This is a genomic window from Thiomicrorhabdus sp. Milos-T2, assembly GCF_000702325.1.
Classification (GTDB): Bacteria; Pseudomonadota; Gammaproteobacteria; order Thiomicrospirales; family Thiomicrospiraceae; genus Thiomicrorhabdus.
In genome coordinates, this window is record NZ_KL370891.1 from 960,151 (window position 1) to 977,704 (window position 17,554).

18 protein-coding genes, 1 other RNA gene and 1 pseudogene are annotated in these 17,554 nt (G+C 37.8%); 7 read left to right on the top strand and 13 right to left on the bottom strand.

All coding sequences use genetic code 11. From position 1 onward, the window contains the following. Nucleotides 1-79: 79 nt before the first annotated feature. Nucleotides 80-853, top strand: a complete 774-nt coding sequence (locus tag BS34_RS0104225) for an SDR family NAD(P)-dependent oxidoreductase (protein WP_038126270.1) — start codon at nt 80-82, stop codon at nt 851-853. A gap of 41 nt (nt 854-894) precedes the next feature. Here BS34_RS0104225 and BS34_RS12545 read toward each other — a convergent pair whose 3' ends face one another. After that, the gene (locus BS34_RS12545) at nt 895-1,632 is read right to left on the bottom strand and encodes a biotin--[acetyl-CoA-carboxylase] ligase (protein WP_051640676.1); all 738 of its coding nucleotides are present in this window, start codon (nt 1,630-1,632) and stop codon (nt 895-897) included. A 73-nt stretch (nt 1,633-1,705) separates the two neighbouring features. Then, complete coding sequence (hrpB, locus tag BS34_RS0104235; RefSeq protein ID WP_029407304.1) at nt 1,706-4,270, bottom strand: ATP-dependent helicase HrpB; 2,565 nt, start codon at nt 4,268-4,270, stop codon at nt 1,706-1,708. 424 nt (nt 4,271-4,694) lie between these two features. Between hrpB and BS34_RS0104240 the strand changes: the two genes are divergently transcribed. Together BS34_RS0104240 and BS34_RS0104245 are read left to right on the top strand one after the other, a co-directional pair. Beyond that, nucleotides 4,695-5,975 carry a Glu/Leu/Phe/Val family dehydrogenase gene (locus BS34_RS0104240; RefSeq protein ID WP_029407305.1) on the top strand — a complete coding sequence of 427 codons (1,281 nt, stop codon included), beginning with the start codon at nt 4,695-4,697 and terminating at the stop codon, nt 5,973-5,975. Between the two features lie 147 nt (nt 5,976-6,122). Next, a complete protein-coding gene (locus BS34_RS0104245) occupies nt 6,123-6,626 on the top strand; it encodes a peroxiredoxin (protein ID WP_199774074.1) in 504 nt (167 codons plus the stop codon). Nucleotides 6,627-6,671: 45 nt separating this feature from the next. On the opposite strand, the gene BS34_RS0104250 is transcribed toward BS34_RS0104245, so the two are convergent. From BS34_RS0104250 to BS34_RS0104265, 5 genes are all read right to left on the bottom strand, one after another. After that, the gene (locus BS34_RS0104250) at nt 6,672-7,301 is read right to left on the bottom strand and encodes an IS256 family transposase, variant Zn-binding type (RefSeq protein WP_051640677.1); all 630 of its coding nucleotides are present in this window, start codon (nt 7,299-7,301) and stop codon (nt 6,672-6,674) included. Between the two features lie 476 nt (nt 7,302-7,777). After that, nucleotides 7,778-8,134, bottom strand: a transfer-messenger RNA (tmRNA) gene (gene ssrA, locus BS34_RS12810). Between the two features lie 314 nt (nt 8,135-8,448). Further along, complete coding sequence (gene smpB, locus BS34_RS0104255; RefSeq protein ID WP_029407308.1) at nt 8,449-8,925, bottom strand: SsrA-binding protein SmpB; 477 nt, start codon at nt 8,923-8,925, stop codon at nt 8,449-8,451. Between the two features lie 158 nt (nt 8,926-9,083). After that, on the bottom strand, nt 9,084-9,329 hold the full coding sequence (locus BS34_RS0104260) for a hypothetical protein (RefSeq protein ID WP_029407309.1): 246 nt from the start codon (nt 9,327-9,329) through the stop codon (nt 9,084-9,086). A gap of 120 nt (nt 9,330-9,449) precedes the next feature. Beyond that, nucleotides 9,450-9,830 (bottom strand): hypothetical protein, encoded by a 381-nt coding sequence (locus BS34_RS0104265; RefSeq protein WP_029407310.1) that lies wholly within the window; start codon nt 9,828-9,830, stop codon nt 9,450-9,452. 150 nt (nt 9,831-9,980) lie between these two features. Between BS34_RS0104265 and BS34_RS0104270 the strand changes: the two genes are divergently transcribed. Then, complete coding sequence (locus BS34_RS0104270; protein WP_029407311.1) at nt 9,981-10,412, top strand: type II toxin-antitoxin system RatA family toxin; 432 nt, start codon at nt 9,981-9,983, stop codon at nt 10,410-10,412. An 18-nt stretch (nt 10,413-10,430) separates the two neighbouring features. Then, the gene (locus BS34_RS0104275; RefSeq protein ID WP_199774075.1) at nt 10,431-10,721 is read left to right on the top strand and encodes an RnfH family protein; all 291 of its coding nucleotides are present in this window, start codon (nt 10,431-10,433) and stop codon (nt 10,719-10,721) included. Nucleotides 10,722-10,866: 145 nt separating this feature from the next. On the opposite strand, the gene BS34_RS12185 is transcribed toward BS34_RS0104275, so the two are convergent. Continuing rightward, nucleotides 10,867-11,277: an outer membrane protein assembly factor BamE gene (locus tag BS34_RS12185; RefSeq protein ID WP_233993137.1), complete on the bottom strand. Its 411-nt coding sequence runs from the start codon at nt 11,275-11,277 to the stop codon at nt 10,867-10,869. A gap of 265 nt (nt 11,278-11,542) precedes the next feature. Between BS34_RS12185 and fur the strand changes: the two genes are divergently transcribed. Further along, nucleotides 11,543-11,950, top strand: coding sequence for a ferric iron uptake transcriptional regulator (gene fur / locus BS34_RS0104285; protein ID WP_029407314.1), 408 nt, complete (start codon nt 11,543-11,545; stop codon nt 11,948-11,950). Between the two features lie 143 nt (nt 11,951-12,093). Here the strand turns inward: fur and recN are convergent, their stop codons facing one another. Together recN and BS34_RS0104295 are read right to left on the bottom strand one after the other, a co-directional pair. Continuing rightward, on the bottom strand, nt 12,094-13,764 hold the full coding sequence (gene recN, locus BS34_RS0104290; RefSeq protein ID WP_029407315.1) for a DNA repair protein RecN: 1,671 nt from the start codon (nt 13,762-13,764) through the stop codon (nt 12,094-12,096). Nucleotides 13,765-13,894: 130 nt separating this feature from the next. Next, nucleotides 13,895-14,770: an NAD(+) kinase gene (locus BS34_RS0104295; protein WP_029407316.1), complete on the bottom strand. Its 876-nt coding sequence runs from the start codon at nt 14,768-14,770 to the stop codon at nt 13,895-13,897. A gap of 128 nt (nt 14,771-14,898) precedes the next feature. Here BS34_RS0104295 and hrcA point away from each other — a divergent pair, with 128 nt between their 5' ends. After that, a complete protein-coding gene (gene hrcA, locus BS34_RS0104300; RefSeq protein ID WP_029407317.1) occupies nt 14,899-15,924 on the top strand; it encodes a heat-inducible transcriptional repressor HrcA in 1,026 nt (341 codons plus the stop codon). 228 nt (nt 15,925-16,152) lie between these two features. Here hrcA and BS34_RS12190 read toward each other — a convergent pair. The 3 genes and pseudogenes from BS34_RS12190 to BS34_RS0104315 all read right to left on the bottom strand — a co-directional run. After that, a pseudogene (locus BS34_RS12190) lies at nt 16,153-16,395 on the bottom strand (type II toxin-antitoxin system RelE/ParE family toxin); the annotation flags it as partial. A gap of 31 nt (nt 16,396-16,426) precedes the next feature. Then, nucleotides 16,427-16,666: a type II toxin-antitoxin system RelB/DinJ family antitoxin gene (locus BS34_RS0104310; protein ID WP_029407318.1), complete on the bottom strand. Its 240-nt coding sequence runs from the start codon at nt 16,664-16,666 to the stop codon at nt 16,427-16,429. Between the two features lie 313 nt (nt 16,667-16,979). After that, the gene (locus BS34_RS0104315) at nt 16,980-17,543 is read right to left on the bottom strand and encodes an IS3 family transposase (protein WP_051640678.1); all 564 of its coding nucleotides are present in this window, start codon (nt 17,541-17,543) and stop codon (nt 16,980-16,982) included. Nucleotides 17,544-17,554 lie beyond the last annotated feature (11 nt).

Sequence of the window (17,554 nt, forward strand, 5' to 3'; positions counted from 1 at the left end):
AAATTATACAAAAATTATAAATAAGTTATACTAACAATGATAATTATTGTATAGCATTTTTAAGTTGGACTCACAATTTATGACAATTTCAAGTAATGGTTCGGTCTTTTCGGTGTTAATTTTAGGTGCTTCAGGTGGTATTGGCAGCGCAATGGTTGATGAAGTCTTTACTCAAAACCCCAAAGCCCATATTTATCGGTTTGCAAGAGATTTAACCAAGCTCAAACCTATCGCTGAAAAACGCGCAGGACAAATTATGGATTTTAGTTGGGATTTAGATGAGCCAACCGTTTTTGAAGAAGCCCTTGAGCAAATAAAGCAGAGCGGCAATGTTGCTAAATTGAAATTTGATTTAGTCTTTATTGCCAGTGGTTTTTTGCATGACAAAGATCAGCGGCCGGAAAAATCTTACAAACAAATCTCAGCAGATAATCTCTGTCGGAGTTTTCAGATTAACGCTGTTGGTCCTATTGTTATGCTGCAAAAATTATTGCAAAAAATCGATTTGAAGCATCCTTGTAAAATTGGCGTGCTTTCAGCTCGAGTGGGCAGTATTAGCGATAATCGCATGGGCGGATGGCATAGCTACAGAGCCAGTAAAGCGGCTTTAAATATGTTACTGAAAAACGTTGCTATTGAGTTAAATCGAAATAAATCTAAAATTACATTGGTTGGGTTGCAACCAGGTACAACCGATACTGAACTATCTAAGCCTTTTACTAAAAGAATCAATCCAGCTAGCCTACAAACGCCGGAATTTACAGCGCATAAATTGTATATGGTTTTACAAAATTTAACTCCGCATGAAAGCGGTAAGTTATTCGATTTTAATGGTGAAGTTTTTGAGCCTTAATCTCAATTTTTGAATATTTCGTAATTCAAATTTTTCGTAATTCAAATTTTACGTATAGATATTTGACCTGAAGCCACCAGGGTTAAAGCGCCATTGATTTCGATTTTGGCATGTCCATGAGAATCAAAACCTCTGTAAATCCCATGTTCAGTTTTTAATGCATCTGTATTGGTTTGATTAGGCTGTATAACCTGAACGGATTCACCCAGATTAAAAAAGCCATGCTTTACCCAATATTCATTAAGTTCTTGTTCATCATAGTGAACAAGTTTTGATTGCTGAACTTTTTGATGAAAAAGACTAAATAAATCATTAATCTCAAACCAGCTTGTACTGCTAGAAGAGGCGACTTCATTCATGATTTCTGGAGAGTCTCGGTTAACGCCAATTCCAATGATAAAAGCACGGTAGTCTTTTTGCATAACTTGTTCAATTAACATACCAGCAACCTTACCTTGTGAATTGAATAAATCATTGGGCCATTTTAAATACAAAGTATCACCGGTTAATTCCACTAGGCTTTGATGCAAAAGGGCGGCAATGTGTAAACTTACCAGGCCTGTTAAAGGATATTTTTGCGGTAGAGGATACGCAAGCGAGAAAATGGCGGATTTGTCATTAGTTAGCCAATGTCTTTTTTGTTGCCCATAGCCCGCGGTTTGCTTTTGTGTGGTACAAAATACGGGTTGTTGTGGTTGGTTTTGGGCAACGTAGTCTTTTAAATATCGACTGGTTGAATCGACGTTTTCAAGTTGAATGATTTGGTAATCTTTAGGCATATTTTTCTCGTATATTAACGATATTTATTGGGGCAAACCCTTTAACTTATTGTTAATTTATTTTTAATTTATTTCAAATTTTGGGTTTTCGTTGTCTATGAGTTTGTAAAGAACGTCCCGCCTTTTCTTCTAGAGGTTTTTCTGGCCAGCGGTGTTTAGGGTATTTACCACGCATCTCTTTAGCAATCTCAAAATAAGAATTTTGCCAAAAATAGTTTAAATCGCTGGTAATTTGAATCGGTCTGCGAGCAGGTGAAAGCAGTTCAAAGCTTAATGCGACCTTGCCAAAACCGATTTTAGGGGAACGCAATTCACCAAATAGTTCTTGCAGTTGAATTGAAATAGTGGGTTGTTTTCCAATGGTGTAATCTATGGCGACATTTTTCCCAGAAGGCGCTTGATAATGGGTGGGTGCTTGTTGTTCTAATGCTTGGCTGGCTTCATAGCTTAACTTGGCTTGCAGAAGCGCCAGTAAGTCAATTTTTTTAAGGTCCGTCCATTGTTTAACGGAGCTTAAATAAGGCGCGCACCACTGGTCAAAATCGTCTACTAATTCTGTTTGGCTAAAACCTTTATAGTCATCGTTATATTGGGCTAACCAATTAATGCGCTTTAACCAAGCTAGAGTTGCCTTATTCCATGGCATATCTGCCAGTTGGTTCTGTTTTAAGTAATCGATTATCGCAGATTGAATTTGTTGTTTAGAGAGCTCTGTTAGTTCAGTTTGTTGTATAGTGATAGCGCCCAATTTTTTGGTTTTAATACCTTCTACTCGTTGTTTACTAGGATTAAATTTAACCAAAGAGTGTTGAGTGATTTGCTCAGTAAATAGTTCTTCAATTTCTGTTTGACTAATAGGCATCGCCATAAAAACCTTACCATCACGTCTTTGTCCATCTAGATTGGTGACCACCAAATATTCGTTTTGAATAAGGCCATCTTGTTCTGGTAAAAAAGTGCCTTTTCCATTACTCATTAAATAGCGGTTGTCTTGCTGACCACGGCGTTTTGCTATTCTATCGGGGTAAGCGATGGCAATGGCTTGTGCCATTGTGGGAGAAAGAGCTCCTGAAATTCTAGATATTGGTTGTTCTTGAGTCGGGTTCAATGGCTTTTTATTGAGTCGTTTGTACCAGTTTTTACTATTTGTTAAGGCTTCTTTAGCGGCAGATTTAACCAGGCCTGGTAGACTGCCTTTAGGGTTTTGTTTATAACCGTTAAACGCCTGAATACGGTCTTGTAAGTTGGCACTATAACTTTGAGATAATAAATCTCTTTCACCTAGAATGGCGGCAATATCACAGAGCTGTTCTTGCTTAGAATTATCCGCTTGTGGGTAAAGTAATAATTTGGCTAAACGCGCAGATAAACCCAGTTTAATTGCTTTGTTGGGCGTTAAAAAACCTAAGGTTTGTAAAAGTTGTTGTGCAATCTCAATATGAGCTTTTGGGGGAGGGGTTAACCATTGCAGCTCAAATAGATTGGTGACACCCCACATAGCGGTTTCTAAACAAAGGTCGGTTAAGTCAGAATTTAAAATGGATTCTTGTTCAAAATCGGCTCGTGTGGTTTGGTCAGATTCGGTCCATAAGCGATAGGCATTTCCTGCCTGTAAACGTCCCGCACGCCCCGCTCTTTGTTTAGCAGACGCTTTGGATATTTTTTGAGTTAACATGCGGGTCATACCACTGCTAGAATCATAACTAGCCTGTCTTACCAAGCCAGAATCTACCACAATATGAATCCCCTCTATTGTTAAGCTGGTTTCAGCAATATTGGTAGCAAAGATAATTTTACGCTTTGCGTTTTCACTGGCTTGTAATGCTAAATTTTGTTGTTGCGGGGTTAAACTGCCGTGCAGGGGAATAAGTTGGTAAGGTAGGTTAGGCCAAGCCTGCTCTGCAAGTTTTATGGCCTGTGTAATTTCGGCTTTACCAGGTAAAAAAACTAAACAATCTCCCAAATGAGTTTGCATAGCAGTATTTAAGGTGCTGATTAAATGCTGATTAATTAATGACCAGCCAGAGTTGTTTTGAGATTGTGCGGTTTTTACTCCCGCAGTTAAATAATGATAATCCACCGGAAAGCTTCGCCCAGGGCATTCAATCACGGGAGCAGAATCTAGAAATTGACTTAAATTATCGGTTTCCAGCGTGGCCGACATAACCAGTAATTTTAAATCTTCACGCAGTGCAGACTGGGTATCTAGAGTTAATGTTAAGGCTAAATCCGCCTCTAAAGAACGTTCATGAAACTCATCAAAAATGATTAGGCCTGTATCGGACAGTTCAGGGTCATTTTGTAAACGCCTAATTAAAATACCTTCAGTAATAATCTCTAATTTTGTCTCTGAGCCACTTTTTTTATCATTTCTAACTTGGTAACCCACTGTTTTGCCAACAGGTTCATTCAGTTGCTTGGCTAAAAAACTCGCTAAAGCCCTTACGGCTAAACGGCGAGGTTCTAACAAAATTATTTTTTGGTCTGTAAAGCAGGCAGTTTTTAATAGGTGTAATGGCACTAGCGTTGATTTACCCGCTCCCGGTTCTGCTTTAAGAATGGTATTGAGATTATTGGCAACGGTTTGTTCTATTTGCGGTAATAATGCATGAACTGGCAGGCCTGGTGTTTGAGTCATAAAATACTTTTGATAATGGTAGAGAAATTTGCACCTATCTCGTTCAAAGGTCTCTTAAAATATAAATATTGAAAGTTATTCGCTATAAAACGTCTCTTATTATGAGACCTTTGTACGAGATAGGTGCGAAAGAAAAATGAGGTAAAATTTGCCTGATTGAGGCGGAAAACGCAGGGAATAGCTAGCTATTCGCAAGTTGTCGCCCTACGGAAGTGCCCTTGGGGTACAACAAAAATAAGGTGAATTTTAACCATTTTTACTCGTGCATACTCTCGTGCAAAGGTCTCATTATATGAGAGCCAGCGTATAAAGATTGTAATTAATCGTTTGCTTTTAATAACCAATCTTACTAGGCTATTGATATAGAATAAATTCTTAGAACAACAACAAAGGCAACAACAAAAGCAACAGCAAAGGCGCGAGTATGTTTGAGTTAGCAAAACAACGGTTAGCATCGGTTTTTAAATATATTGATGTTAATGAAGAGGTTATTGAACGTTTATCGGTAGCTAAGCGATCAATTATGGCCAGTATTCCAGTGCGAATGGATAACGGTGAACTTAAAATTTTTACCGGCTATAGAGTGCAATACGATGATACACGAGGCCCAACTAAAGGCGGGATTCGTTATCACCCCAGAGTGAACTTGGATGAAGTCACCTCACTTAGTTTCTGGATGACCGTTAAATGTGCTGTTGCGGGTTTACCTTTTGGCGGTGCAAAAGGTGGCGTAATGGTTAATCCTAAAGATTTATCACGTTTAGAGTTAGAACGTCTTTCTCGTGGTTATATTCGTGCCTTCGCCGATGTAATTGGTGAAAATAGAGATATTCCTGCGCCAGATGTTTATACCAACAGTACGATTATGGGCTGGATGGCCGATGAATATAGCGTAATTTCACGTCGACAAGTCCCATCAGTGATCACGGGTAAACCCATACATCTAGGGGGTTCACAAGGGCGTGAGTCGGCAACGGGGCAGGGCGCTTTGCATGCGTTAAATGAATATGTGCATCGCCAAGGCTTTAATAAATCAGAGACGACCATTGCCGTTCAGGGGTTTGGTAATGTTGGTTATCATTTTGCACGTTTAGCTAAAAAAGAGGGCTACCGTATTGTTGCCTTATCGGATTCACAAGGTGGGATTTATAGTTCAACGGGCTTAAATGTAGACGATGTTTACACCTACAAACAACAATCAAATAAGCTGGCATCTGTTTATTGTGATGGCTCGGTATGCAATACGTTGGAATATGAAACGATTAGTAATGATGAGTTATTAACCCTAGAGGTGGATGTGCTGGTTTTGGGTGCTTTAGAAAACCAAATTACGCAGTTAAATGCACATCAAATAAAAGCAAAAACTATTTTGGAAATTGCTAATGGTCCGGTTACACCTCAGGCTGATGAAGTATTAGAGGCTAATAATATTGATGTTATTCCCGATGTATTAGCGAATTCTGGCGGCGTCATTGTTAGCTATTTTGAGTGGGTGCAAAACCGTTCGGGGCTTTATTGGGATAATGAAGAAGTAGAAGAAAAACTGCATAAAATCATGCGCAAAGAGTCCAATATTATTTATGACTTAGCATTGCAGCATCAATGCCCGTTAAGAACGGCTGCTTATATTCATGGTATTGAGCGTTTGGCCGGAGCGATTGATCAGCGTGGTAATCGCAAATATTTTAAAAAGTCATCGTCTTAAGTTAACGCTTTAGCTGAGTTCATAAAAACCGGTTTTACCAAACGTGATATGCTAAGTTTTCATTTAAGACAGTCATCATTGGGGTAAGACATGCGGTTTCGTTTAAGGACAACAAGTCCAATATTTAAAGTAATAGGTTTTTTATTTATGTTCAGTTTTTTAAGCAATGTATTCGCTGCCAATAGCGAGTTAGCTGTAGGTGATAAAGCGCCGAGTTTTACGCTTTTAAACCAATCGGCTAAAAATATTTCGTTGCAAGATTACCAAGGAAAATGGGTTGTACTGTATTTTTATCCAAAAGACGATACCCCTGGCTGTACAACTGAAGCCTGTAGTTTTAGAGACAACATAAACCATTTGATTGCACAACAAGCGGTGGTACTAGGTGTTTCTTTAGATAGCCAAAAAAGTCATGAAGAATTTGCAAAAACGCATAACTTGCCTTTTGATTTATTGGCGGATGAAAGTGGAGAAGTCACTAAACAATACGGTTCTTTATTAGATTTAAAAATTTTAAAGTTCGCTAAACGCCATAGCTTTATTATTGACCCAAAAGGTCATATTGCCAAAATTTATCGAGACGTTAACCCTAAAGAACATGTAGCTAAGGTTATGGAAGACCTACAACAATTACAAAAGAATGGAGATTAAAAAGGTTCTTTTTGAGTTAATGAAAAAAACGGGGGTCTGATACCACTATTTTTTTAGGGTATTTAAGTAATCGTCAATTAGTTTCTTTCTCAACTCAAATGACATACCTTTATGAGTATTTAGTAGATTTTTTAGTGGTGAAAAAACACCACCATCCAGTCCATTTGTTGTCGTAGGTATTTTCAATTTTTTATGTCGTTGGTAGGTAAATATGAACGGCATATTTACACTCAAACTCCGATAGGCTGAACGTACTTTTCTATGTTTATAGCTCCATCTTTTAGATTCCTCATGAAAGGTTTTTTCTTTCAAAAACTCTGAGTGTTTTGAATACCACTCATCTAGCATTTCCTTGAATAAGGATTCATCCACATATTGAATAAATGAAGCAACTTCTTTTAAGTCTTTAGCCGGTGTCAATTTAGGATTCTTTGTTAAATAGCGTGTCATTGTCGCTTGCATATGGAAAATACATAACTGTATAGGGATACCCGAAAAAGCCTGAATTAAGCCTCTTCTGCCATCTAGAACCACCGCTTTAATACTAAAGCCTTCGCTTTCTAATAAATCCTTAAGATCAACATAACTCTGAATCGTTTCTGTTTGGACATATTGCCAAGCTAACACCTTAGAAGTAATCGCATCTTTAAAAACAAGCACGCCAAACTTATCCATTCTTTTCCCAAAAAAGGTGGCGTCAGCAATGACGATTACCTCACGGGGAGTAAGCGGTATTTCGATTGGCTGGTACGCTTTAATGTAGTTACGAATAGTTGGAATACTCAGCTGATATTTATCTGCTAAATACTGGAGTGATTGTCGGTGATAAAAATATTCTACAAATAGTTTTTGAGTGAACTTTTTAGGTCGTCTTTTAAGTTGAAACTTGGATTGGCATTGATGGCAAAAGTAACGTTGAACTCCGTTCCGCTTGCCTATCTTTTTAGTGTGATTTGAACCACATTTTGTGCATTTTCTTGCAAACTTTTAAAACTCATTTTAAATATTTACCTAAAATCCCTTTATTTTAAATGACTTAGGCCTGAAAACAGACCCCTATTTTTTTCATTAACTCTTCTTTTTTAACTCTCAGTAACATATTTAACTCAATAAAAAAGCCCGCTCTTCAAATGAAGAGCGGGCTTTTGAATTGGTGGAGCTGGGAGGAGTCGAACCCCCGTCCGCGAAGCCGCCATCTAAAAATCTACATGCTTATTTGGTCTATTCATTTAACCTTAATGCTACCCGGCCAGCAGGGATCATATTAGGCGAGTTTGTTAATTTGATGCTAAATACCCAAACACGTACTTAACACGGTTCTATGTAAGATGATACAGCGATCAGGGGCCATAGACAACTTGCCTGAGCTGCACTAGCGGCCTAAGCTGCTAGAGAGTAGTTATCGTCGTTTGCAACTATAACAAAATTGAAATAAAGATTTACGTGCATCATTCAGGCACGACATGCATCTCAAATTTTGAACTCCCCGTCGAAACCAGTACAGCCCCGAATTTGATATTCAGGATTTGTATCGCTTATAACTGTAAACAGCCGATTAAAAGGGATAAATCTCAGAGTTGCATTATTATTGGGGGTGAATCAAAATTATTCAAGGGATAGAGGTGATAAATAGGCTATTTAGCATGAAATAAGTGCTATTTAACTAAATGAGAGCTGTTTCAAGGCAATTACACGAATAAAAATCGTACAAAACCCCCTAAGAGTTGAGATAGAAGAAGGGCGTTAAGTTAAACCTGTTGACTGTCTGATTAAATTTTCTGTTTAATCAAATCTAATCTTTACACGTAATGCAATCTTTAACCTAAAAATCGTTTTTGAGGATTCGTTGTTTGTCTCGGTTCCAGTCACGCTCTTTCATTGTGGCGCGTTTGTCGTGGAGTTTTTTACCTTTGGCGATACCTATGGCGAGTTTCACTTTCCCTTGTTTCCAATAAAGTTCTAGCGGAATCACAGTTAAACCATCCACATCGACTAATCCACGTAAACGATTAATCTCTCTACGGTGCATTAATAACGGACGAGTGCGGAGTGGATCATGCACATTATGTGTTGAAGCTGTAATTAACGGAGTGATTAAAGCACCGAACAACCAGGCCTGGTCGTTCTTAAACATGACATAACTTTCACCTAACTGTATTTTGCCGGCTCTAAGGCTTTTTACTTCCCAGCCTTCTAGGCTAATACCAGCTTCTAGTGTGTCTTGAATAAAAAATTCAAAACGGGCTTTTTTGTTTTTAGCGATGCTGTTGGATTTAACTTGAGGTTTCTTTTTGGCCATGTAATTTTGTCTTTAGTGCAATAGTAAGTTTATTTTAGAAATGAATTATACCAGGCCTGGTTAAGGCGTGTTGGTTAAGGATTGCTAGTCAAAGCTTGTTTAAACGTCATGGTGATTATGTTTATGCTTTTCAAGTGTCTTGGTTAATTCCGTGTCAACTATTTAAGTTTACGTTCAGTTAAACAAAAATCCATAACTTCACTTGGTACCACCTTCATCATACGTTGTGTGTCCCAACTAAACTGACGTTGCCAGCCTTGGGAGGTTTCTAGCTCAAATTTTACAGGAGTTTGATTTTTTACCGCTTGCTGTATTTGTTTAAAAAAGTCTCTGGCGTCTTCAGGGGTTTTTCCCGGTCTAAAGCTAGGCATTTCTTGGTAAGTAAAAGAGTAGAAAAAACTCATACCTAACAGGCCTGGTTTGATTTTATTGGCAGTTTTAAACAGATTGGTTAGATGATTTTTTTGACCGCCAACAGAAATATCATAGGTTTCATAGTCATCATTTGTACTGACTTTTAAGTCCTACTTATCATCATAAATATAACCATGTTTGGCGAATTTATCTGAGGCATTAGGTAGCTCATTGTCACTCATTAAATTTTTTGTTTGTTCCGTGTATTGCAAGCTAAAATTAGTAAAATAGGGTTTACAACGCAATTGAATGGCGGCTTGTTTACCAAAATTGGCCGGAATAAAGAGCACCTTAGCTTCTTTAATTTTGTCGCTAAAGTCATCCGTTTGGTATGTGACCAACCAGCTGTCTTTAATAAAAGGACTGCCTTTAGTTGGGTTTTCAATTAATTGTTCTTCACCCGCTAGGGCTGCCTGACTACTTAATCCTATAGCCATAAATAGGCTAAATATTAGCGTTGTTTTTGCCGAATTTGTTTTAATTAACTGCATGCACGGTTCCCCTAAAAGCTAAATTCATTTGGTTAGTGTTATTTTATTAATGTTATTTCATTCTAACATTGGGTTTATTCAATCGGTCTAATGAATTGAGCTTTGTTATAATACGTCCCTTAATTTTATATCCCAAGTATTCAAACGCCTATGAAGAAAATTGCTCGCACCGCTTTATTGCCTTATTCGGCACAACAAGTTTTTGATTTGGTTAACGATGTTAAATCGTACCCTGAATTTTTGCCATGGTGTGGTGGGTCAGAAGTCATTTCACAAACGGATGTTGAAATGGACGCGAGTGTTACGATAGCTAAAGCGGGGATTAAACAAACCTTTAAAACCCATAATCACCTAGTGCCGGGCGAAAGAATTGAGATGCACTTAATTGAAGGACCTTTTAAAGCGTTACGTGGTGAATGGGAGTTTAAAGTATTAGATGTTGATGCTTGCAAGATTATTTTTGAAGTGGAGTTTGAAGTGAGTAGCGGCATATTAAACGCAGCAATTGGTCCAATTTTTGAATATATTGCGGCAACAATGGTGGATTCATTTTGCGAACGTGCCAAGCAAATATACGCTTAAGCTTAAAAAGGTATTAATATGAGTGATATGCTTTCAATAGAAGTAGCTTACGCTTTAGAAGATGTACAGTACTTGTTTAGTGAAAAGGTAAAACAAGGTACAACGGTCATTGAGGCTTTAAATCAATCTAAGTTATTGGTTGAATTACCAGGCCTGGTCATTGATAAAGTGGGAATCTTTGGTAAGTTAGTTTCATACGATACCGTATTACGAGAGGGCGATAGAATTGAAGTGTATCGCCCATTAAAAGTAGACCCGCGTGAGCGTAGAAGACAAAAAGTTGAAGAAGAGCGCAAAGCCGCTAAGTGATCTAGTTAAGTTGAATTAAACAAGCTTACAAATAAACAAAAAAGGCCTGAATAATAATTATTCAGGCCTTTTTTGTTTATTTGTTGTTTATAGGGTTTGAACTTATGTATAAGATTTTAGCTAATTGATTTAGCATTAATGAGTTTTAAAACCAACCTAAACCTAGCCAAGAGTTGTCTTTTTTTAGCTGAACATTGTCGTTGCTAGTCTTCCAGCTATCTAATAAGTCGTCATTATCAAAATTAATTACTAGGTGTTTAGCAAGAATTTTGGTTTCTGAATTTTCAGCAGTAGTGTAGTAAAGATAATCCCAATGCTTTGGGTTAAAGGTATCTTGTCCCATTGGAGGTCCTAGAAGTTCTCTAACTTGACCTTTTGTTAATCCCTCTTGTAAAAGGTTAACCGATTCTTGGGTCATAATGTTACCTTGAGTTAACGGAGCTTTATATGGCGCTAGATATGAGCAACCCGAAAGTAAGCTTAAACTGAATAATCCCGCTAAAAATAATGAACTTGAGCGGTTAATTTTTTTAAGAATCGAATTTACTTTTGACATGCTTTCCTCAAATTGAACAGTAGCTTTAAATCAAGCTTGGTGTAAAGCTTAGTGTAAAGCGTAATAACCAGCTTTACAGGGCGCTTTTTTAACGTTAATAAATTTTAGTTAAAGATAATTTAAGGTATTATACACACTATTCTTGGTACGCACCTTTTGAGATGTGAATTAAATTTTATATCAATTCTATCGGCGATTCTGACGTATTACTTAGTATTTAAATGTACTATATATGCGAATTAAATAAGTGAAATTAGGGGTTTTTATGAGCGGAGTAGAACTTAAAAAAGTGGGTTTAAAAGTCACATTGCCTAGGCTTAAAATTTTAGAAATTTTAGAAAGTGCAGGGGATGAACACCACTTAACCGCTGAAGACGTTTATAAAATTTTATTAGAACAAGGTGAAGAGGTCGGTTTAGCAACGGTTTACCGAGTATTAACCCAGTTTGAACAAGCCGGAATTGTTAGACGTTTAAATTTTGAGAATAATATCTCTATTTTTGAACTTGATACAGGTGATAACCACGACCATTTAGTTTGCCTAAAAAGTGGCAAAGTAAAAGAGTTTGTTGATCCGGTTATAGAAAGCAGAATTCAAGAAATAGCGAAAGAGAATGGTTACGAATTATCGGGTCACAGCTTAGTGATTTACGGAACCTTACCGCAAGAGTAAGAAAATTACGGTTTTGGTGGTTAACCATTTGGGGTAGTTTTTTAAAAAGTAATTAAAGGTAATTATTAAAAAAGGGTTTGATTCTTTATGAGTCAAACCCTTTTTTAATGCCGATGCTTTGTTATGAGTGATGTTTTATAAACCTAAGCCGTTTTGTTCTGTGCGGTTGCTAACATCTCTTTAGCGTGATTTAGAGTTTGTTCGGTAAGCGTTAGGCCGCCTAACATTCTGGCGAGCTCTTCGGTTCTTTGCTGAGGTTCAAGTTTATTTACTTGGGTTGTTGTCACTTCGTTTTCCGTCTTTTTAGCGATATGTAAATGATTGTGGCCGTGTGAAGCAACTTGAGCTAAGTGGGTTATGGATAAGATTTGTTTGTCATTTCCGAGCTGTTGCATTTTTTGCCCCACGACCTCAGCAATGCCACCGCCAATGCCTACATCCACTTCATCAAAAATCAGCGTTGGTAAACTGGCTACTTCTGAGGTGGCAACTTGAATCGCCAGACTAATCCTTGAAAGTTCACCACCAGAGGCCACTTTAGCTAAGGGCTGCAAGGGTTGACCTTTGTTGGCGGTTACTAAAAATACCGTTTTGTCTGTACCTAAAACGGTTGCTTGGTCACTGTCTGTTAATTGCACCGCAAATTCACCGTTAGGCATTCCAAGGGTTTGCATACCTTCGCTAACAATTTTGGACAAGGCTTTAGCGGCTTTTTGGCGCGATTTTTTAAGTGTATTGGCTTGTTTTTGATAAGTTAACCAGGCCTGGTCAAGTGCTTCTTTTAGTGTTTCTAAGGAAGCATCAGACTGTTCTAAGCGCATTAAATCATCTTGGATTTGTTGGCGTTTTTCAACGAGCTGTTCAGGGTCAATATTGTATTTTTTAGCCAAACCAAAAAGGTGAGATAAACGTTCTTCAACAAAACTGAGTTGTTGAGGGTCTAAATCAACTTGTTCTGCTTGGTGTTGAATTTCGCTTGCGGCTTCTTGAACCTCAATTAAACTGCTGTTTAATTGTTTAATGGTGCTTTCTAAGCTTGGGCTAAACGCCAAAATACTTTCTAAGCTTTGTACTGCATGGTTAAGCGCATCGACTGCGCCTTGTTCCTCTTCAATTTGAGAGTAGGCATTTTCACAAGCTTGTTTAATTTCACTGGCATGAGAAAGTTGGCTTTGTTCTTCAGACAAACTTTCAAATTCACCCTCTTGAGGGTTTATCTCTTCAAACTCGCTGTTTTGAAAATTAAGCAGTTCTAATTTACTTTGATAATCTGCTTGTTCTTCTTCCAGTTTTTGTAGTTCACGAGTGAGCTTTTGCCAGGTTTTAAAGTCAGTTTGAGTTTGTTCTACCAGGCCTGGGTGATTGGCGTAAGCATCTAATAAATCTAATTGTTTATGACTGGATAATAACGTTTGGTGTTCGTGTTGACCGTGAATATCAATTAAAAAACTACCTAAGGTTTTAAGTTGGTTTGCGGCAACAGGGTAACCATTTATATAAGCTTTAGATCGGCCTTCTGAGGTAACGGTTCTTCGTAGATAACATTGAGTTTCATCATCTAACTCTTGTTCTGTTAACCAACTCTGCACCTGTGGAAGTTGTTCAATATCAAATAGCGCCGTAACATCCGCTTTAGGGGTATTGTGCCTGACTAAACTACTGTCGGCACGTTCGCCTAAGGCTAGACCTAATGCATCTAATAAAATAGATTTACCGGCACCCGTTTCACCCGTTAAGGTGGTAAAGCCGGTATTAAACTGTAGTTGAAGTTTCTCAATTAACGCTAGGTTTTGAATAGCTAGTTCTTGAAGCATAACGGTATCAATTCTATTTAGTAGTAGTTATAACGTGAGACGCTTTACAAGCCTCTCAACGTAGTTTAAAAAAGCCTAATTAAAATATACCAGGCCCGGTAAGTCTGGCTTAAGGCTCTCTATTTGGTGCTTATGAAAGTTTATCGCCCCAGCGCAATTTGGCTCGTAACAGCTCAAAGTGGTCGTGTCCTTTTGGATGCAGTAATCTCAAATAATGAGGGTTACGTTTTACAAAGGTTTGATGAGAGGGTGAAATATCTTGCGTAATTTGACCATCACAAATAATTTGTGCGGTTTTTTCACAATATTCATGTGCTCGCAGTTCAATTTCACTGTCACCACTAATCACATAAGGACGGGTGCTCATGGTATGTGGGTTAAGCGAAACCAAAGAAAATGCATCTAAATTGGGATCTAAAATTGGCCCACCTGCAGACAAAGCGTAAGCGGTAGAACCGGTAGGTGTCGCTATAATCATCCCATCAGAACGTTGGCTATTTAAAAAGCGACCATCTACAAAGGTTTCAAACTCAATCATGCGAGGTGAGTCGATTTTATGAATCACCACATCATTAATGGCGCGTTCTTCAAATATTAAATGGCCCTTATCAAAAACACTCACTTTTAACACATTACGGCGTTCTTCCTGATAAACCCCAGCAAGCACTTCTTCCATCGTAGTTATCATGTCGTCGGGTGAAATATCGGTTAAAAACCCTAAACGACCTAAGTTAATCCCTAATATCGGAATGTCATAATCGGCAATATTACGTGCAACATCTAAAAAGGTACCATCACCGCCCACCATAATCGCTAAATCGATTTTTTCACAGAGTGCTTCACGTTCTAAAAGTGGGGCGTGTTTATTTTTTGGAAACTGTTCGCAAGAGGGTTTATCTAAATAAACAGTGCGTGAATGTTTAAGCAAAAAGTCAACTAGTACACCAATGTTTTCCCAACACTGATTACCCGAGTACTTTCCAAAAATACCAATATTCTGAAACATTTTCTAATCCATCCAAATGGCCAAACTCAGCTCTTTAAAGAGTGAGCGGCTTAATAAATATTGAACTAAGTCTTGAATAACCGCCTAAGCATCATATAATTTAGCAGTCTACTACTAAGAGTGCTGAGATGCTAAACGACCGTTCACAACTTTTGTTTAAAAATTTAATGGGATTATACCTTAATGATGGTAAGCCGGTAGGGTCAACTACGCTAGCTAAATTACCCGACATTGGTTTAAGCTCAGCAACCGTGCGTAATGTGATGGCAGACCTTGAAAAAATGGGGCTTATACACTCACCACACACATCAGCGGGAAGAGTGCCAACCGATATTGGTTACCGACTATTTATTGATTCTATTCTTACCTATGAGCCCGTATCTCAGAAGAAAGAAGCCCTTATTCGTAATGAACTTTCTACAGGGTTAAATCAAGATGCACTTATTGAAAGTGCCTCTAAAGTCTTGTCTGGTATAACGGGAATGACCAGTTTGGTGTTAATGCCTAATAAACAGCAAGAAGTTCTAAAACATATTGATTTTATTCAGCTCGGTGCTAATCGAGTATTAGTGGTGTTGGTGTTTAATGATAATGATGTGCAAAACCGCATTATAGAGCTAGAAAAACCGTTTAGTGGTGATGAACTTCAGCAAACTGCCAACTACTTAAATGAACACTGTTTAGGTAAAAATTTAGCTGAAGCCAAACAATTTTTAATGTCTAGAATGGATACGATTCGCTCTACCACCAATGATTTTATGAGCTCTATTGTGCAAGCCACTGACTTTGTTTTAGAAAGTCAGTTAGAACAAAAAATGCCCTTTTTAGTGTCAGGTAAAACCAATTTATTAAACTACCAAGAACTCGCCAGTTCAGAAAAATTAAAAGCCCTTTTTAACTCATTTGATCAGCATAATGAAATGGTCTCACTGCTAGATAAAAGTATGCAAGCCCAAGGTGTACAAGTGTTTGTAGGCCACGAATGCGGCAATGATATTTATGAAGATTGCAGTATTATCACCACGCCATATGAAGTAGAAGGCGAAATTCTAGGTGTGCTCGGCGTGGTAGGACCAAGCCGAATGGACTACCAAAAAGTCGTGCCTAGAGTCGATATGACTGCCAAAATCTTAGGTTCTCTTCTTAAAAAGTAAATTCATAACTTCCCTCTTTAAATTTCCTTTTTATTCAAAACGTTTAAGAAAAGATAGCCAAACAACTTAATAGAGCCACTGCTCCAAAAGCAAAAGGTGGCGACAGGAAATCAAAGAGGTTTAAGAATGAAAAAGTATAAATCAATCGAGTCTGACCCTATCGATTGAGTAGGATTTTAATTTAATGGAATTTAACTATTCAAACAAGTTAATGCTGCTTGTTTACAATTAAGATCTCTGCTTAGCTATCTTATAAGCTTGTTGTTTATCTCGTTTGCCAATCGCAACCACAAATACAACTACGCGTTCATCTTGAACTTGATAAATGAGTCTATGACCACTATTACGAAGTTTGATTTTGTAACAATTTTCCAGTTCACGAAGTCTATTTGCCTCAATTCTTGGGTTTCTCATTACGTTTTCTAGTTTCTTCTTTAGTTGTGTACGAATACTAGCATCGAGTTTATGCCATTCTTTTAACGCTCATTGGTCAAATTCAAGGCTATAGTTCATCAAGTTTTACTGCTACTGGAATTGGACTTTGCAAGCGTTCACGGGCGATTTTTAATAGAGCTTCATCATCATTACTCAATAAAACGGGCTTAAACGGTAAAGAATGATTTACGGCTACATACTCAAGGGTTTGGCGTAATAGTTCGGACGGTGTGACGTTTAATTCTTGTAAAGCATTATAGGCTTCAGATTTTAAAGCATCATCCACTCTTGTGGTAATGGTCCCCATGTTTTGTTTCTCCTCTGGGTATTAGTTAAGGCGCACTTTCAAATAAGTTTGGTAACAATATGTAATAACAAATGTCATTACATTATCATAATAATTGCATGATTGACAAGTTGTACAATGACTTTTTATAGAATTTAGGTCGTTGGGTTTTGTGAGTGAATTACTGAGAAGATTGATTGGGTAAAGAAACCAAGAGATATGTACTTAACTATTCTGTGAATGCACGAGTAGATATGACCGCAAAAATCTTATGGAAAAAGGGGCAACTTAAAGTAAAGGGGTCAGTATGAAGTTCCCCCAATAAACTGGACGGTTAGACTTTATCATAAAAAGCCATTTCGTAATTTAAAGGCGATTCATAATTGAGATAAGAATGCCTTCTTATTTTGTTGTAAAAGACTTCAATGTATTCAAAAATGCTACTTTGAGCTTCTTCTCTTGTTAAATAGCTTGTTTGATAGACCAACTCTGATTTTAAGGTACTAAAAAAGCTCTCAGCCACGGCATTGTCGTGACATTCTCCTTTTCTGCTCATGCTTTGGATTATCCCGTTGCGCTTAAATAATGCTAAGTAAGCATCAGATCGATAGGTAGAACCTTGATCAGAGTGCAGTATTACCTTTTGTGCTGACGGTTTCGCCTTCATGGCCATCTTGAGCGCCATTGATACAAGATTCGTATCGTTACGTTTGCTCATTGCCCAGCCATTTACTTTGCGTGAATATAAGTCAATAACCACAGCAAGGTATAACCAACCTTGTCGGGTATAAACAAACGTTGTGTCACTCACCCATTTTTGATTGGGGATAAGGGAAGAAAAGTTACGGTTGAGAACATTCCCTGTAAACCCTCGCGTATTACGTGCGATTTTAGCCACTGCTGTCCCAC

What these genes read in the sequence shown, in the direction of transcription:
- BS34_RS12545 (WP_051640676.1), bottom strand. Translation starts at nt 1,632, where the DNA reads ATGCCTAAAGATTACCAAATCATTCAACTTGAAAACGTCGATTCAACC.
- recN (WP_029407315.1), bottom strand. Translation starts at nt 13,764, where the DNA reads ATGCTTCAAGAACTAGCTATTCAAAACCTAGCGTTAATTGAGAAACTT.
- hrcA (WP_029407317.1), top strand. Translation starts at nt 14,899, where the DNA reads ATGCTAAACGACCGTTCACAACTTTTGTTTAAAAATTTAATGGGATTA.
- BS34_RS0104250 (WP_051640677.1), bottom strand. Translation starts at nt 7,301, where the DNA reads ATGGATAAGTTTGGCGTGCTTGTTTTTAAAGATGCGATTACTTCTAAG.
- smpB (WP_029407308.1), bottom strand. Translation starts at nt 8,925, where the DNA reads ATGGCCAAAAAGAAACCTCAAGTTAAATCCAACAGCATCGCTAAAAAC.
- BS34_RS0104275 (WP_199774075.1), top strand. Translation starts at nt 10,431, where the DNA reads ATGAGTGATATGCTTTCAATAGAAGTAGCTTACGCTTTAGAAGATGTA.
- BS34_RS0104295 (WP_029407316.1), bottom strand. Translation starts at nt 14,770, where the DNA reads ATGTTTCAGAATATTGGTATTTTTGGAAAGTACTCGGGTAATCAGTGT.
- BS34_RS12185 (WP_233993137.1), bottom strand. Translation starts at nt 11,277, where the DNA reads ATGTCAAAAGTAAATTCGATTCTTAAAAAAATTAACCGCTCAAGTTCA.
- BS34_RS0104260 (WP_029407309.1), bottom strand. Translation starts at nt 9,329, where the DNA reads ATGAGTTTTTTCTACTCTTTTACTTACCAAGAAATGCCTAGCTTTAGA.
- fur (WP_029407314.1), top strand. Translation starts at nt 11,543, where the DNA reads ATGAGCGGAGTAGAACTTAAAAAAGTGGGTTTAAAAGTCACATTGCCT.
- BS34_RS0104265 (WP_029407310.1), bottom strand. Translation starts at nt 9,830, where the DNA reads ATGCAGTTAATTAAAACAAATTCGGCAAAAACAACGCTAATATTTAGC.
- BS34_RS0104240 (WP_029407305.1), top strand. Translation starts at nt 4,695, where the DNA reads ATGTTTGAGTTAGCAAAACAACGGTTAGCATCGGTTTTTAAATATATT.
- hrpB (WP_029407304.1), bottom strand. Translation starts at nt 4,270, where the DNA reads ATGACTCAAACACCAGGCCTGCCAGTTCATGCATTATTACCGCAAATA.
- BS34_RS0104225 (WP_038126270.1), top strand. Translation starts at nt 80, where the DNA reads ATGACAATTTCAAGTAATGGTTCGGTCTTTTCGGTGTTAATTTTAGGT.
- BS34_RS0104310 (WP_029407318.1), bottom strand. Translation starts at nt 16,666, where the DNA reads ATGGGGACCATTACCACAAGAGTGGATGATGCTTTAAAATCTGAAGCC.
- BS34_RS0104245 (WP_199774074.1), top strand. Translation starts at nt 6,123, where the DNA reads ATGTTCAGTTTTTTAAGCAATGTATTCGCTGCCAATAGCGAGTTAGCT.
- BS34_RS0104270 (WP_029407311.1), top strand. Translation starts at nt 9,981, where the DNA reads ATGAAGAAAATTGCTCGCACCGCTTTATTGCCTTATTCGGCACAACAA.